Annotated in this window: 13 protein-coding genes and 1 riboswitch; of the genes, 6 read left to right on the forward strand and 7 right to left on the reverse strand. The window is 43.6% G+C overall.

Going from position 1 to position 13,803, the window contains the following annotated elements:
• Positions 1 to 4: 4 nt before the first annotated feature.
• From J7I90_RS22045 to J7I90_RS22060, 4 genes are all read right to left on the reverse strand, one after another.
• The gene (locus J7I90_RS22045; protein WP_214773757.1) at positions 5 to 2,254 is read right to left on the reverse strand and encodes a ribonuclease YeeF family protein; all 2,250 of its coding nucleotides are present in this window, start codon (positions 2,252 to 2,254) and stop codon (positions 5 to 7) included.
• Positions 2,251 to 2,538, reverse strand: a complete 288-nt coding sequence (locus J7I90_RS22050) for a YwqI/YxiC family protein (protein WP_034306007.1) — start codon at positions 2,536 to 2,538, stop codon at positions 2,251 to 2,253. The genes J7I90_RS22045 and J7I90_RS22050 overlap by 4 nt, the downstream gene beginning before the upstream one ends.
• The gene (locus J7I90_RS22055) at positions 2,535 to 2,963 is read right to left on the reverse strand and encodes a YwqH-like family protein (RefSeq protein ID WP_311315267.1); all 429 of its coding nucleotides are present in this window, start codon (positions 2,961 to 2,963) and stop codon (positions 2,535 to 2,537) included. The genes J7I90_RS22050 and J7I90_RS22055 overlap by 4 nt, the downstream gene beginning before the upstream one ends.
• A 235-nt stretch (positions 2,964 to 3,198) precedes the next feature.
• A complete protein-coding gene (locus tag J7I90_RS22060) occupies positions 3,199 to 4,602 on the reverse strand; it encodes a M28 family peptidase (RefSeq protein WP_214773758.1) in 1,404 nt (467 codons plus the stop codon).
• A 271-nt stretch (positions 4,603 to 4,873) separates the two neighbouring features.
• Between J7I90_RS22060 and J7I90_RS22065 the strand changes: the two genes are divergently transcribed.
• Genes J7I90_RS22065 through J7I90_RS22075 form a run of 3 tightly spaced genes read left to right on the forward strand, consistent with a single transcriptional unit; the run spans position 4,874 to position 9,080 of the window.
• The gene (locus J7I90_RS22065) at positions 4,874 to 6,022 is read left to right on the forward strand and encodes an iron-containing alcohol dehydrogenase (protein WP_214773759.1); all 1,149 of its coding nucleotides are present in this window, start codon (positions 4,874 to 4,876) and stop codon (positions 6,020 to 6,022) included.
• Between the two features lie 12 nt (positions 6,023 to 6,034).
• The gene (locus J7I90_RS22070) at positions 6,035 to 7,648 is read left to right on the forward strand and encodes a sensor histidine kinase (RefSeq protein WP_214773760.1); all 1,614 of its coding nucleotides are present in this window, start codon (positions 6,035 to 6,037) and stop codon (positions 7,646 to 7,648) included.
• A 4-nt stretch (positions 7,649 to 7,652) separates the two neighbouring features.
• Positions 7,653 to 9,080, forward strand: coding sequence for a sigma-54-dependent transcriptional regulator (locus tag J7I90_RS22075; RefSeq protein ID WP_214773811.1), 1,428 nt, complete (start codon positions 7,653 to 7,655; stop codon positions 9,078 to 9,080).
• Positions 9,081 to 9,122: 42 nt separating this feature from the next.
• Here J7I90_RS22075 and adhP read toward each other — a convergent pair whose 3' ends face one another.
• Entirely contained in the window at positions 9,123 to 10,136 is a 1,014-nt protein-coding gene (adhP, locus tag J7I90_RS22080) for an alcohol dehydrogenase AdhP (protein WP_214773812.1), read from the reverse strand.
• A 302-nt stretch (positions 10,137 to 10,438) separates the two neighbouring features.
• Here adhP and J7I90_RS22085 point away from each other — a divergent pair, with 302 nt between their 5' ends.
• Positions 10,439 to 10,738 (forward strand): DUF3892 domain-containing protein, encoded by a 300-nt coding sequence (locus J7I90_RS22085; RefSeq protein ID WP_053533610.1) that lies wholly within the window; start codon positions 10,439 to 10,441, stop codon positions 10,736 to 10,738.
• An 85-nt stretch (positions 10,739 to 10,823) separates the two neighbouring features.
• On the opposite strand, the gene J7I90_RS22090 is transcribed toward J7I90_RS22085, so the two are convergent.
• Together J7I90_RS22090 and J7I90_RS22095 are read right to left on the reverse strand one after the other, a co-directional pair.
• Positions 10,824 to 11,636, reverse strand: a complete 813-nt coding sequence (locus J7I90_RS22090; RefSeq protein WP_214773761.1) for a CBS domain-containing protein — start codon at positions 11,634 to 11,636, stop codon at positions 10,824 to 10,826.
• 100 nt (positions 11,637 to 11,736) lie between these two features.
• Positions 11,737 to 12,258 carry a YbaK/EbsC family protein gene (locus tag J7I90_RS22095; protein WP_214773762.1) on the reverse strand — a complete coding sequence of 174 codons (522 nt, stop codon included), beginning with the start codon at positions 12,256 to 12,258 and terminating at the stop codon, positions 11,737 to 11,739.
• 172 nt (positions 12,259 to 12,430) lie between these two features.
• Positions 12,431 to 12,475: riboswitch (PreQ1 riboswitch) on the forward strand.
• A gap of 6 nt (positions 12,476 to 12,481) precedes the next feature.
• Here J7I90_RS22095 and J7I90_RS22100 point away from each other — a divergent pair.
• On the forward strand, positions 12,482 to 12,967 hold the full coding sequence (locus J7I90_RS22100) for a QueT transporter family protein (protein ID WP_034306030.1): 486 nt from the start codon (positions 12,482 to 12,484) through the stop codon (positions 12,965 to 12,967).
• A 123-nt stretch (positions 12,968 to 13,090) separates the two neighbouring features.
• Positions 13,091 to 13,747, forward strand: coding sequence for a TVP38/TMEM64 family protein (locus tag J7I90_RS22105; protein WP_214773763.1), 657 nt, complete (start codon positions 13,091 to 13,093; stop codon positions 13,745 to 13,747).
• Positions 13,748 to 13,803 lie beyond the last annotated feature (56 nt).

Raw genomic sequence — 13,803 nt, forward strand, 5'->3', positions numbered from 1 at the left:
CCTCCTAATATTTAGGTATAACTCCTATAATCTCTAGCATCTCACCATTTAATGGCGTTACAATTTGTTCTGCTCCACCATTCATTAACTTCTCACCTGTAGAGCTACTAGTCCAGGAAGCAGCAGTACCCTTCACTCCGTAAGTAGTATCTGTATTCCCAATAACTTTTTGTACTCTATCTTGGAAATCGTCATAATAAGCCTTAAAATCAGCAAATTCTGAATCAGAAATTGCTGTTCTTCCATTGGCCACTACAATTCGATTTAACTCTTCAAGATTTCCACTTTTGACTGCATCAATAGATACAAAATAAGATTCATTATTAAAATTCCCAACGTGCCTTGCAGCAGGGTTCTCTATATACGGTATTGCACGTTGATCATATGTGTATGGAATACCATTATGAGGCAAAGTGGTGAAATTCTCTCCACCTTTTCCACCTACTCTATCCCATCTTTCTGGTAACGGACTATTTCTATCAATTGGCTGGATGGATTCTTCTACAAACCCCATTTTATCTGGCCAATCCACAATCATTCTACCATTTCGACCAAACTCTTCTGGACGAAGGAATTTTGTGCCTTTAACAACAGTAACATCACCTTTTACTTCTAATGCGGCATATGCTTCGTGAATCTTTACAAGCTTCTGTTCACTCGTTAAATCATCTCGTTTTCCAATATTATTGATACTATTAAAATACTCCCCAACATTCTTAAACTTAAGATCATCCGTACCCTTAGGAATACTCTCCCCAGAAACACCCTCTACTTTTCTATCCTTCACCGTGAATTTCTGATAGGCTTCCTTAATTGTCTGTTTTTCCATTACAATTTGGGGAAGGTTTGGTCCTCCTGAGAGGGAAACTTGTTCCACACTTATTCGTTTAGGTATTTCTTTTTTACCTAGTTCGTCACCTATATTTTTTAACGTGGTTTTTCCTGATCTCGCTATGTCTGTTATTGTAGCTTGAACCTTCTGAACCTGCTTTTGCGCAAATTCCTTGCTGTAAGGAACGAACTTTGTACCACTCGCTACTTTATCGGCGACTTTGGCCGCACCTGCCACACCGCCGATTCCGAGTGCCATCAACAGCCCGTTCTGGCGCTGTTCCTCGGTTAGCTGGTTGCCGAACATGTCTTTGCCGGTGACCGCTTCGCCGAGGCCGTTGGCTGCGAGGAGCCCGTATATTCCGTATTCGGTTTTCTGGAGGAGGCTAAAGCCTTTTGTCGTTTTATAGGCATCGAGCGCGTGGTTCGCTGCGTTGAGCCCTTTCGCCGTTTTGTAGATGGCGCTGCCGCCCTTGATGGCCCGGCCGGCCCAGCCGACGACGGGGATGAATCCAGCGGCTGCCATGGCGCCTGCGGCGATTCGTTCGGCATCGGACAGCTTGCGGCCCGTTACTGGATCGACTCCGGTCGAGGCCCTGATTGAATCATAATATCCCGTGAATTCCCCTGTAAAGGTTTTTGTCGTATCCCAGGCCTTTTCGTACCATGGGCGGTTTTCGAGTTCTTCCATTTCCTGTTCGATTTTCCGGGCTTCTGCTTGTTCCTTTTTGAAGGTTTGATAGTCTTTCATCTGACCGGCGACTTCATCCTTCACTTGATAGACGTCACTATTCTTGAATGCCGATTGGTTGAATGTCATCGGCGAAATGTTGCCGTCCTGCTTCGTGGCATCAAGCAAGGCACGGAAGAGGCCAACGGCCACGTTTTCCTGCCCGATGGACACATCATATTCCTCGACCAATTGCCGGTCGACATTCTCGACCTTTGTCACGGTGTCATCCAGCCTGTGCCCGGCCAACGTGATTTTTTCATTAAAGTCCTTTTGGTCGAACACATCAAGAGGCAGGATATCGTCAATGCTGTTCAGGATCCTTTGAAGATCGTTCGCTTGTTGATCGACAAGCGACTTCGATTGGTTGATGCCGTTCGACACCTCGCCATCTAAAAAGGGAACCTCGACCACTGTATTTCCGGAGAGGTCAGCCTCTTCCAGACTGGCCGGAATGCCTTCCAAAAAACTGATCTGGGTCGTGAATAGTTCCATCCAGGCGTCCGCCACCTCGATTTGCGCTTCATAGAAGCTTTTGATGGCGGTAGCACCGGCTCCCTGAAACTCGTTATCCAGGCCGACGATGCCCTGAAATTCCTTTTTCAGGGCTGCGACTTCCTTCTTTAGTTCTTCATACTGCTTGGCGCGCGACTTGGTTGCGGCCGTCAATGTCTCGGCTTCATATATTTTCATCGCTGATACCCATGTGAAGACGTATGGGCGATGGCTTCATCCTGTTCTTTTAATAAGTCGATGTTGGCACGGGTATCTTCCACATTTTTCTGGACGATTTTGATATATTGCTCGAAGACCTTCTCCAGGTTCGTTTCGCGGTCGATCCATTTCGAGGTGAATTCCAATTTATTGTTGCCAAGCTCGCCTGCCGGCAAATTTCCAAGCGTGACTGTACCAAGTGCCGTCTTTACCTGATCGACTTGTTTCGTTACGGCAGGATGATTCAGTTTGATTGTCGTCATGAAAACAACCACCCTTTTAAATATGATATTTTGCTTTCCAATTGATCTATGACGGCTTCTCCTTTGCCTAAAAGAACATCCGCTTCATGGGCTATCGTACCTGCTGCACTCAGTGCCTTTTTCTCTATATTAAGCATCATGATTTTACCGTCGATTTTCTCTTGATAGTCATCATAATCATCATGAATGATCGTTGACATTGCCTTGTATGCATCACTGCGGGCATCTTGAAAGTCTTCTGCACGGTTTCCCGTCCAGCTTTTTGCCAAGTCCGGGTTTTTAATTTTAGCTATTTCCCCAAGACAAGCATTCTGTTCTTCTTTGATTTGTCTTTTTGCCTGCTCCAAACGATTGATTTTTTCATTAACATCGGACATTTTGCTGGAGAGGGCAGAGTGAATTTCACTCAATGAATTTGCATACACCTAAAAAATCACCTCAAACATACTATTCTCATTATGTAGACTGTCATATTTTTCATAATTTTTATTATAAGGATTATAGTCTTAGAGTTAAATAGGGATAAATAAGCTATTTATGCTAGGTATTTAGGGAATCCTTCCCATAGGCATCAATTCCGAATTAGACTTATTACCCCTTATTTTCCATTTTTAAACACAAGAAGAGGGTGCAGGCTGCACCCTCTGAATATTTACTGCCTTATCTGAATTCCTTTTCATTGAATAAATGCGGAACTTTCACCTTTTTCCCTTTTTTATGATGGAAATCAGGTTTTTTAGCTTCGATTTTCGCTTGGTCATAGACAGCTGTGCCGACAATCTCAGCAACATCTTGAAGCTTTTCTTTTGAGATTTTATCAATGGTATCATCAGGAGTATGATACCAAGGTTCTGATGGACTGTGGATGAATAAAGCAGCGGGTATTCCAGCCTCCGCAAAAGATACATGGTCACTTCTCCCGCCTTGTCCATATGGAGTCGGGTCTCCATTCAGTCTTGTACTTGATGCCTGGGCAAGCTCGGTTACAAGGTTCATTTCTCCATCATTAGTCAAAATGACCAAATCCCCGGCATCCCTGCTTCCTACCATATCCAGATTGAAGTTGGCAATGGTCCGCTTGATATCATCATCAGGGAGGCTCTCCACATAATGCTGTGAACCAAGCAATCCATTTTCCTCTGCCCCAAAGGTGACGAAGCGAATTTCCGTATCTGTAGGAAGATTCTTCAGAACACGGGCAAGTTCAAGGGTGACGGATGTTCCAGATGCATCATCATTCGCTCCGGGTGCCCCCGCGACGGAATCATGATGTCCAGTAATATAAATGATATCGCTCTTTTTTGCTTTATTGTTCTTTGTTGCTTTTTTCGTTGCCACTACATTGTACGAGGTTTTTTCTCCGGAATAAGCTCCTTCAATTTTTAATGATGCTGTCAATTTGACTCCATCATTCAATTTTTCCAAAAGGGCTTCTCCATCCTTTTTGGTGATCGTGACGGATGGAATAAACTTGTCATTATCCCCTCCGAGTGTCCCGTTTAATTCCCCATCTGCATTATTGAATAGGATGACTCCCGCTGCCCCTTTTTCCGCTGCATTCAATACCTTCTCTGCAAAAGTGAGGGTCCCTCTTTGTATAAGGGCAATTTTCCCTGCAACATCGGTTTCCTCAAGCTCTTCTTTCGTTCCTAAACCGGCATATACCACTTCACCGGATAGGTCCCCATTAACTGAATAGGTTAAATGATTCGCTTGGATTTCGCCATCAAATCCGGCAACGGACAGCTCGACCAGATTTGGGTCTGTATAAGATAAAAAATTGAACTCTTCAATATCGGCTTTATAACCATAAGATTGAAATTGCTTTTTGATGAATTGGACGGCTTTATATTCAGAATCCGTACCGGCCACCCGAGGTGTTTGTGAGAGGTATTCAATATTCTTGTAGATTTTATCGGCATCGATTCTTTTAATGACTTGTTTATCCGTGGATGGCTCAGATATCACCGGCGATGAATGCGGCGCTGCTAATGCGGTGGTTGTCCCGGCTGTTCCGAGTGTCAATGCTGTGATTAATGTTAACGACAGAAATTGTTTTTTCATAGATTGCCTCCCAGTTTAATAGTTTCTATCATGATTTTACAATATATAGAAATTACTAACTAGGTAGGTTTATCCCTATTCATGCATGTCTAAAGTACCTAATTTACAAATTCAAGAAATTATCAGGTGATTTGACCTACACTAAAAGTCCTTATCCATTCGATATTTTGTCATATTATATAAAAATACCTGTAATTCAAACAGGATTTTCGTACTTTTTCGGGAAAATAATACAGAAGATATTGAATTTTTACAGGGAGAAGGCGCAAAGATGTCGATAACTAAATTCGTGATGCCGGAAGTGATTTTCGGTAAAGGTTCGATTGAACAAGCTGGCGAGGCCTGCTTGCGGCTGGGTGCCAAAAAGGCGCTGATCGTAAGCGACTCCGGGGTGGCCAATGCTGGCTGGTTGGATAAAGTCATTGAATCCTGCCAAGATGCAGGCCTTGCTTTTGCTACCTTCATTGAAATGACGACCAATCCGAAGGACAGGGAGATCGAAGCCGGCTGTTTGACATTTAAAGAACAAGAATGTGATGCCATCATCGGTTTGGGCGGAGGCAGTGCTTTGGATGTTGCCAAAGGGGTAGCCCTTTTAGTAACGAATGGCGGCATCATCAGTGATTATGAAGGTGTTGATAAAGTCCACTCTCCCCTCCCGCCCATGGTGATGATCATGACCACTGCAGGTTCAGGTTCGGAAGTATCCCAGTTTTCGGTGATCGTCGATTCATTCCGCGAGAAAAAAATGACGATCATTTCAAAATCACTCGTCCCCGATATTGCAATAGTCGATCCTGGTACCTTAACCACCTTGGGACCGGATTTGACAGCAGCTACCGGAATGGATGTTTTAACTCACGCCATTGAATCCTATGTTTCAATCGCTGCGACACCTTTGACCGATGTACAAGCTAAAAACGCGCTTTCCATCGTTTCCCGCCACTTACGCCCCTCTGTTGCATCCAGGCATAATGAGGAAGCAAAAAAAGCGATGGCGATGGCGAGCCTGCAGGCTGGACTGGCTTTTTCCAATGCCATTTTGGGAGCTGCCCATGCCATTTCACATGCCATAGGCGGCAAGTACCTCCTTCCGCATGGTGAAATCAATGCGATACTCCTTCCCCATGTCATGGATTTCAATCGAATTGCCTCACCAAGGCGATTCAGCAAGATTGCAGACATCATGGGCATCGATACACGGGCATTGACGGAGCAGCAAGCAGGAATGGCTGCCATTCACTTCGTAAGGGAATTATCCCGGGATATAGGGGCTCCCAAGAGTTTAAGTGATGTCGGCATTACGAAAGAAATGATTGATCCCATAGGGATGACCGCCCTTGAGGATGCCTGCATGATCACAAACCCCCGTGATATGTCATTGGAACAGATTAATCAGCTGCTTCTTACAGCCCTATAAGAGGTGAAAAGCATGAACAAACATGAATTGATAGATTTAATGACAGGCGTTAAATCTTCAAAAAAAACGTATTACACGGAACTTAAGAAAACCGTGGATCAGCTGAAGAAGAAGAATATGCAGCTTGAAATCATGAATGACATCACAAAAAATACGAATATGGAAATCGACATCCAAGAGATTCTCAGAAATGTTATTGAAAAACTTAAGCAGCTCATTACCTTCGATGACAGTCATTTTGTCATATTGTATGAGGAAGAACCTGCCTTGCTTCACATCTGCCCTAATGGTCACTGCGATCTTGAAATGGATCCCAAAAACCTGTTACACCCTTTTCAGGAATTCTCATCGGCCTTGAAAGAAAAGCAGCCGATTCAGGTGGAAGTTAACCAGTTACCGGACTTCCCAGAAAAGGATCGTCTATTATCCCTTGAGATTGAATCACTTCTATTAGTCCCTTTATACGGAAAAAGTAAAAAAATCGGAATTTGGACTTTCGGCAGGAAGAAAAAGAAAACATGGCATGAAGATGAAATCGAATTTCTTGAGCAACTATCCAATCAGCTTGCGTTAACTTTGGAGAATGCCCAGCTTTATAAGGAAGTTCTTCATTCCAAACAGGAGTGGGAGGATACATTCAAGGCAGTTGAAGATATGATCATCGTCTTCGATCACAAAGGAACGGTCTATCAATCGAATGATTCAGCCAGGGGCTTTTCCAACTTGGTTCCTTTAATTGAAAAATCGCAAAATCTGATTCAAGATACCTTTTCATTTAATAAGCCAGGGTTTCAGGAAATACTCCTTCAGCATGATACCATCTTGGAAATGCATGCTTACCCGATTCAGAATAAGGAGCATCAAGTATATGGGGTCATTGCTTATTATAAAAATGTCACCGAAAGAAGACAGATGGAAGTCCAGCTATTACATGCCGGTAAACTTGGGGCGATTGGTGAAATGGCAGCTGGGATTGCCCATGAGTTGAACAGCCCATTAACGGCCATTCTTGGTAACTCGCAACTTTTATTACGGAAAACCCCACAGGACAATCCGGATTATATGCTATTGGACGACATTAAGATTTGCGGGGACCGATGCAGGCAAATCGTGAAAAGTCTGCTTACCTTTTCTAGGCAGGATGAGTATAGGTTCCACTATTACTCTATTAACGAGGCCATTCACCAGGTTCTGAACCTATTGAAGTTCCAACTTGGGAAGAAGCAAATCTCCCTCCATCTTAGCCTTCAGGAAGACCTTCCTTTCATAAAGGGCAGCCAGCCGCAGATCGAACAGATCATCATCAACTTGCTATTGAATGCCAAGGATGCATTGGATGAGTCCGCGCAAACGGAAAAATCGATCGCGATCGCTACCTATTCAGAAAACAAGTTCATGGTGGTTCAGGTGACTGATAACGGATCAGGGATTGAAAAAGAACGCCTGCCCTTCATATTCCATCCCTTTCATACGACTAAAGAGCGTGAAAAAGGTACAGGTTTGGGGCTGTCTGTAAGCCTTGGCATCGCCAAGGACCATGGCGGAAAGATCGACGTTTTGAGCACACCAGGACATGGAAGCACTTTTTTCCTGAGGCTTCCCATACATGGAGAGGAAAGGGGATGATAAGGTGATTCATTTACTTGTGGTAGACGATGAGAAAGAGGTTGGGACTTTTCTATCCCGCCTTTTTACGATGAAAGGTTACCTCGTTCAAGTTGTGAATAGCGGGAAGGAGTTTCATGGGATCGACTGGAATCAGCAGCGTTTTGATGTCGCAATGATAGATTTGAAGCTTCCGGATTGCGATGGACTTTCCCTCCTGCAGCATCTAAAACAACTACAGCCGCGTTGCAAGGTACTGATCATGACCGGATACAGCACCGTCAAGACCGCTGTTGATGCCATGAAACTCGGCGCGAGTGATTACATGGAAAAACCCTTCGTGGATATTGAAGTACTGGAAAGGCAGATTGACAACCTATTGAATGAAAATGAAGCTTTGAACCAGCATTTCATCCATAAGCTTGCCGAGGATTCAGGACTCATTATCGGTGAAAGTCCTTTAATGAAGAATTTGATTGAAACGGCCTTCAAGGTTGCCCAAAAATCCGTCAATGTATTAATCGAAGGAGAAACCGGAAGCGGGAAAGAAGTGCTTTCACGCTTCATCCACATAGCCAGCCCCCGAAACCATGAACCTTTTATCGGCATCAATTGCGGAGCGATCTCTGAGTCCCTGCTTGAAAGCGAATTATTCGGTCATGAAAAGGGTGCTTTCACCGGAGCGACCCAGCTGAGAAGGGGTTTTTTCGAAATTGCTGGGAACGGGACGCTTTTCCTTGATGAAATTGCGGATGCAAGTCCGGCCATTCAAGTCAAACTGCTTCGGGTTTTGGAAACGCGGGAATTCATGCGGGTTGGCAGCAGCGTGACATTACGGACGAACGCCCGGTTAGTGGCGGCCTCCAATGAAAACCTGCAAAAGGCAGTGGACAAGAATAAATTTCGGGAAGACCTATTTTACCGACTGAACGTCGTGACTCTGGATATCCCGCCATTAAGGAGCCGAAAAGAGGATATTCCGTTGCTTGTCCGTCACTTGGTTGAGAGAAATGGTCATGGAGGTATCTCATTTTCCAATGAAGCCATTGAAAAATTACAGCAATACAACTGGCCAGGCAACATACGCGAACTATCTAATGTAGTCTTGCGCACACTAACTCTTGCAGACAATAAGTCAGTAATAACCGCCAATGATATCTCACTATCCAACAGCCAGATCAAACCTGACAAAAATGCGTCACCAGAGATACAGTCAACAGGAAACCTTCTTGAAGAGTGGCGAAAAAGGCTGGTGGCAGATTTTAATGAGAAGGATGAACTGATGCTTGAAGAAATCCTTACGGAAATCAAACAGCTTCAGTCGACAGTTGGAAAAGAGCTCGTCATGCAGGCACTGCAAAAAACCTACGGCAACCGGAATGAAGCTGCCAAACGCCTGCAAATATCCATAAGGAAATTGCGCTATATATTAAATGAGAAGAGCCAGACATAATAAAAAGGAGGATGCCCGGTTCCAGGGCTTCCTCCTCTGTTCCTATTCTAGCGTCAATACGATGCGGCCGTTGATTTCCCCGTTTTCCATCATTGAAAAAACGTCATTGATTTCATCAAGCTTTCTTGTTTCAATATTCGTTCTGACTTTACCCTCAGCCGCAAATTGGATAGCTTCCTGTAAATCTTTTCTCGTCCCGACGATGGACCCTTTTACAGTCACCCCATTTAACACTGTATCAAAAATCGGGATTGGAAGTTCATCATTCGGCAATCCGACTACGACAAGTGTGCCGCCTCTCTTGACTGAACTGTAAGCCTGTTCGAATGCTTTTTTCGTAACCGCCACAGAAATGGATGCCTGCACGCCGCCAACCTTATCCTTAATGGCCTGTACGGGATCGGTCTTAAGCCCATTAACCGTGTAATCCGCCCCCAGTTCCGTAGCCAGATCAAGCTTATCATCTTGAATATCGACAGCAATGACATTAAAGCCCATCGCTTTTGCGTATTGCAAGGCAACATGTCCCAATCCGCCAATTCCATAAACCGCTACCCAATCGCCAGGTTTTGCTTCTGATACCTTAAGCGCCTTATAAGTCGTTACACCTGCACAGAAAATCGGTGATACCTCCGCAAAGTCAAGCCCTTCAGGAACCTTCACCACATATTTGGCTGGTGCTTTACAATATTCCGCATACCCGCCGTCCACGGAATAGCCTGCATTCAATTGATCCAAGCAAAGCGTTTCCCTACCGGTCAGACAATATTCACAATCGCCGCAGGCCGAATAAAGCCAAGGGATCCCAACACGGTCACCCACTTTCAAGGAAGTTACGCCTTCCGCCACCTTTTCTATAATGCCCACACCCTCATGTCCCGGGATAAGCGGAAGCTTGGGTTTTACCGGCCAATCACCATGTGCCGCATGTAGATCGGTATGACACACGCCACAGGCTTTAATTTTCACTAATATCTCACCATATTCCAATTCCGGAATGGGTACTTCTTTAATCTCAAGTTTTTGGTTAAATTCATTGACGACCGCCGCTTTCATTGTCTTGACCTGTTGCTTTGCATTTACAGTGCTTGCCCCTTGTTTTACATTCATGATTCATATTCCTCCCTTATCTAGTCGATATTATTTCTTGCTACTGCTTACACCTACTGCTTAAACTTCCACTACTTAAAATAGTTGCAAGTGCCATGCCACTGCAAAAAGGCCAAGATGACAGCATTCACAAAAAAAAGTGCCGAAAGATCGGCCCATTTGGACGAAGTAACGGCTCAAGTTGGACGAAATCCGGTTTGTATATTGCAGGAAAAATGGTTCACCCTATAAACAGGAGGTGTCAAAACATGGACAAATTTGAAGAAGCCTATGAGTCATATAAACAGCAGGGAACACCGCAAGCAAACCAAAGTGATTCAGCAGCAGGAAAAGAAGAAATCATCGCTGTAAGGAAAAATGAAGAGGACAATATTATCGCCATCAAGACGGACTCCGGCCGCGAACTCGACTACCCCACAGCCCTTGCGGAAGCCAAAGCTGGCAACCTGGCCAACGTTGACGTCTTTCATAAATATGGACGTGACATATTACGGAGTGAGCCCGATGGGATAAAGGAAAATAACCTGGATCAACTGCCGGAGTTTTGAGTTTTTCGGGGAGACTGCCTGATACGGGCAGTTTTTTTTTCTATCTGGATGCGCAAAAAAAAGAACCAGCATGATTAGCCGGATCTTATTTTTCATAGTGATAGGATTCAGAGATTTCGAGCAGTCGGCCGCAGGACTCGACAACCTCGATGATTTCCATCCATGACATGTCCAGACCCAGTTCATTAGCATGGGAAATCTTATCCCGTAACTTCCGGATGGCATTCGCATCCTTCTTCCCTTTACTTTTCGAAGGGATTTGGAAGAAGTGCCTCAATTCTTTATCTTTATGAACAATATCGAATTTATCACTGATTTGCAGGCACTCTATTATATTGATATCCTCATTTTTATCGATTCTCCTATTATATAATTCGGTTGCCTTTTCTAAACGATCTTCGCTTATCATTGGATACCAGCTCCCATCGCCGAATCTATCGAGGATGATATCGCTCATCCTCATTTCCAATAAGGTAATATATCCGAATATCAGCATCCTGATCGGAGGCTTTTGGAGGTCGGCATGGGTGATCAGCATTTTAATTGAATTATTCTCTAATACGAACACCCTTGTCTTATTCTTAAAAATATGGAGAAGCTGGATCAAAGGGGTTGAATTCGAAACCATTTCCCTTGGTGAGAAGTTTCTCATATGTTCAGAAATACTCCCCTCACCTAGTTCTTTCCTTTCAATATATCCGATGATTTCCCCTTGATCTTGAACTGCCAATATATCAAAATTCTTTTTTTTCATTGCTTTCTGGATATCCAGTGCCAGATCATTTTTATGGCAAAACTCAAGCTCCTGGGCAATGCTCTTAACCGTTATATTCTCTTCATAAAGAGTTTTAAGACTCAGATAGCTGCTATTGCTTTTTCTTTCGCTTCCATTTAACATCTTTCAACCTCCGATCAGGAACACTTTCTGCCCGTTTTCCGTTTTAATAATAGAAATGAATGCGGCCCCCATCTCACTGTGGTGGACCCCATCCCATTCATCAAATGCCATCAACTGCATTTCCTGCCGCCGTTTCCACATTCCCCTTTTCTTCCCACCCCTTACAAACATCCACCCAATCCTTGGCGCCTGAATATTCAAATAATTCAGCGAGTGTAAGTTCTATTGCAGAGTTTGAACTGCCGCAAGCCGGAAACAATGACTCGAAACGCTTCATCGATACATCAAGAAAAACAGCTAAATCGTTTGCCAGGCCAAACGGGCAAACGCCCCCGATTGCATGGCCGGTCTGTGCAAGCACTTCATCAGGTGAAAGCATTCGTGCCTTGAAACCGAACGTCTGACGAAATTTCTTATTATCCACTTTGGCGTCCCCTGCGGCAACGACCAAAATCGCGCGTTCCCCTTCCCCTTTAAAGGAAAGGGTCTTGGCAATCCGCGCTGGGATAACACCGATCGTTTCCGCTGCCTCTATCACCGTGGCACTAGATGTTTCGAACTCCTTTACATCGCCTTCCCGATTCCATTGTTTAAAATGGCTTTTGACACTTTCGATCGCCATATTAATATTCACTCCTTTTTATTTACATATTGAAATAATAGCATCCTTCAATGCAATAATTCAAAACCCAATTGTGCTGCTTCTTCTGATTGGAAACCTATAAATTAAAACCATTCTTTACAAATTGACGAAACAAGCTTACATGGGATACTATTAATCATCGGGTAAACGCCTGCACGTGGTTCGTAACCATCCCACGATAAAAAACTAGGGAGAGAGTAAAATGAATGTTCGTACACTCGTGATAAACGGGTTATTGGCTGCCTTGTATGTGGCGGTCTCATTGGTGTTTAAACCAATAGCTTTTGAGATGTTCCAATTCCGTGTACCGGAAATGTTGAATCATCTGATTGTATTCAATAAAAAGTATATCTACGGTATCGTTGGAGGAGTCTTCATATCGAATCTGCTCTTTTCGCCGATGGTGCCATATGATTTGATTTTTGGGGTGGGCCAATCCCTGCTCGCCTTATTGCTTGTCATTTATGTTTCTCGTTTCATAAAAGGCATTAAAGGACGTATGGTCGCTACGATTATCTTTTTCACGTTCACAATGTTTTTAATTGCAATTGAACTGAACCTTGCCTTTGGCTTGCCATTCTGGCTAAGCTGGATGACCACGGCTGTCGGTGAGTTCGTTGTCCTTTTGATTGGAGCGCCAATCATTTATGGAATGAACAAAAGAATTCAGTTTGAAAAGTGGCTTTAAAAGGAATCTTCGCGCCGTTAAGCCACTATAATGGAAAAGAGCTGTCTGCATGATGCGGCAGCTCTTTTTTTTCACCAATGAACTCGAAGATGATAAACTATTAGTAAGAATGGTGGTGGCCCTTTGAAAAAAGTCCTGACCATAATCGGTCTACTTGTAATCGCAATTTTTATATACTCTAATGCAGAGCTGTTCACTTTGGTTTGGAAAAGTGATTTGGATTCTGTTATTGGCATATTGAAGGAAAATCTTTTGCTTACATTTATTGTGACATTCGTATTGATGTTTGTACAAAATTCTTTTACAATCATCCCCTTAATTTTGCTCCTGACCATCAATGTCACGATATTCGGATTCATATATGGCTACCTATGGAGTTGGTTTACAAGTGTTGTTGCTTCAGGATTCATTTTTTATGCAGCAAGAAACTGGTTTCAGGAGCTTCTTTTAAAGAGGATTGGTGAAAAATGGCAAGAATCTGTAGTGGAGCATGGCTTCATGTACGTGTTTACAGGCAGGATTTTCCCGCTTATCCCAACAAGCTTAATTAACTTGGCAGCTGGAGTCAGCACCATCACTTTCAAAGACTTTTTATTGGCGACGGCACTTGGCAACCTTATATACTTTTTCTTCCTATCACTGATTCCCTATGGACTGCTATCTGTTGAAATGAACCAATATACGCTAGCTGCTCTTGCACTCCTCTTCTTCCTATTCTTCATGATCTATAAGCGTGCAAAAAAGAAGAAGAAACTAACCTTCTTCAGAAAAAACAGGTGACCACATTGGCCCCTGTTTTTTTATTTAGAGATTCTGCATATATTTTTTTCCGATAG

The sequence above is a fragment of the Bacillus sp. ISL-57 genome, assembly GCF_018613135.1.
Classification (GTDB): domain Bacteria; phylum Bacillota; class Bacilli; order Bacillales; family DSM-1321; genus Peribacillus; species Peribacillus frigoritolerans.

Bases quoted from the DNA above. Each gene is read 5' to 3' on its own strand.
- J7I90_RS22045 (WP_214773757.1), bottom strand. From the start codon at position 2,254: ATGAAAATATATGAAGCCGAGACATTGACGGCCGCAACCAAGTCGCGC.
- J7I90_RS22050 (WP_034306007.1), bottom strand. From the start codon at position 2,538: ATGACGACAATCAAACTGAATCATCCTGCCGTAACGAAACAAGTCGAT.
- J7I90_RS22060 (WP_214773758.1), bottom strand. From the start codon at position 4,602: ATGAAAAAACAATTTCTGTCGTTAACATTAATCACAGCATTGACACTC.
- J7I90_RS22065 (WP_214773759.1), top strand. From the start codon at position 4,874: ATGTCGATAACTAAATTCGTGATGCCGGAAGTGATTTTCGGTAAAGGT.
- J7I90_RS22070 (WP_214773760.1), top strand. From the start codon at position 6,035: ATGAACAAACATGAATTGATAGATTTAATGACAGGCGTTAAATCTTCA.
- adhP (WP_214773812.1), bottom strand. From the start codon at position 10,136: ATGAAAGCGGCGGTCGTCAATGAATTTAACCAAAAACTTGAGATTAAA.
- J7I90_RS22085 (WP_053533610.1), top strand. From the start codon at position 10,439: ATGGACAAATTTGAAGAAGCCTATGAGTCATATAAACAGCAGGGAACA.
- J7I90_RS22090 (WP_214773761.1), bottom strand. From the start codon at position 11,636: ATGTTAAATGGAAGCGAAAGAAAAAGCAATAGCAGCTATCTGAGTCTT.
- J7I90_RS22095 (WP_214773762.1), bottom strand. From the start codon at position 12,258: ATGGCGATCGAAAGTGTCAAAAGCCATTTTAAACAATGGAATCGGGAA.
- J7I90_RS22100 (WP_034306030.1), top strand. From the start codon at position 12,482: ATGAATGTTCGTACACTCGTGATAAACGGGTTATTGGCTGCCTTGTAT.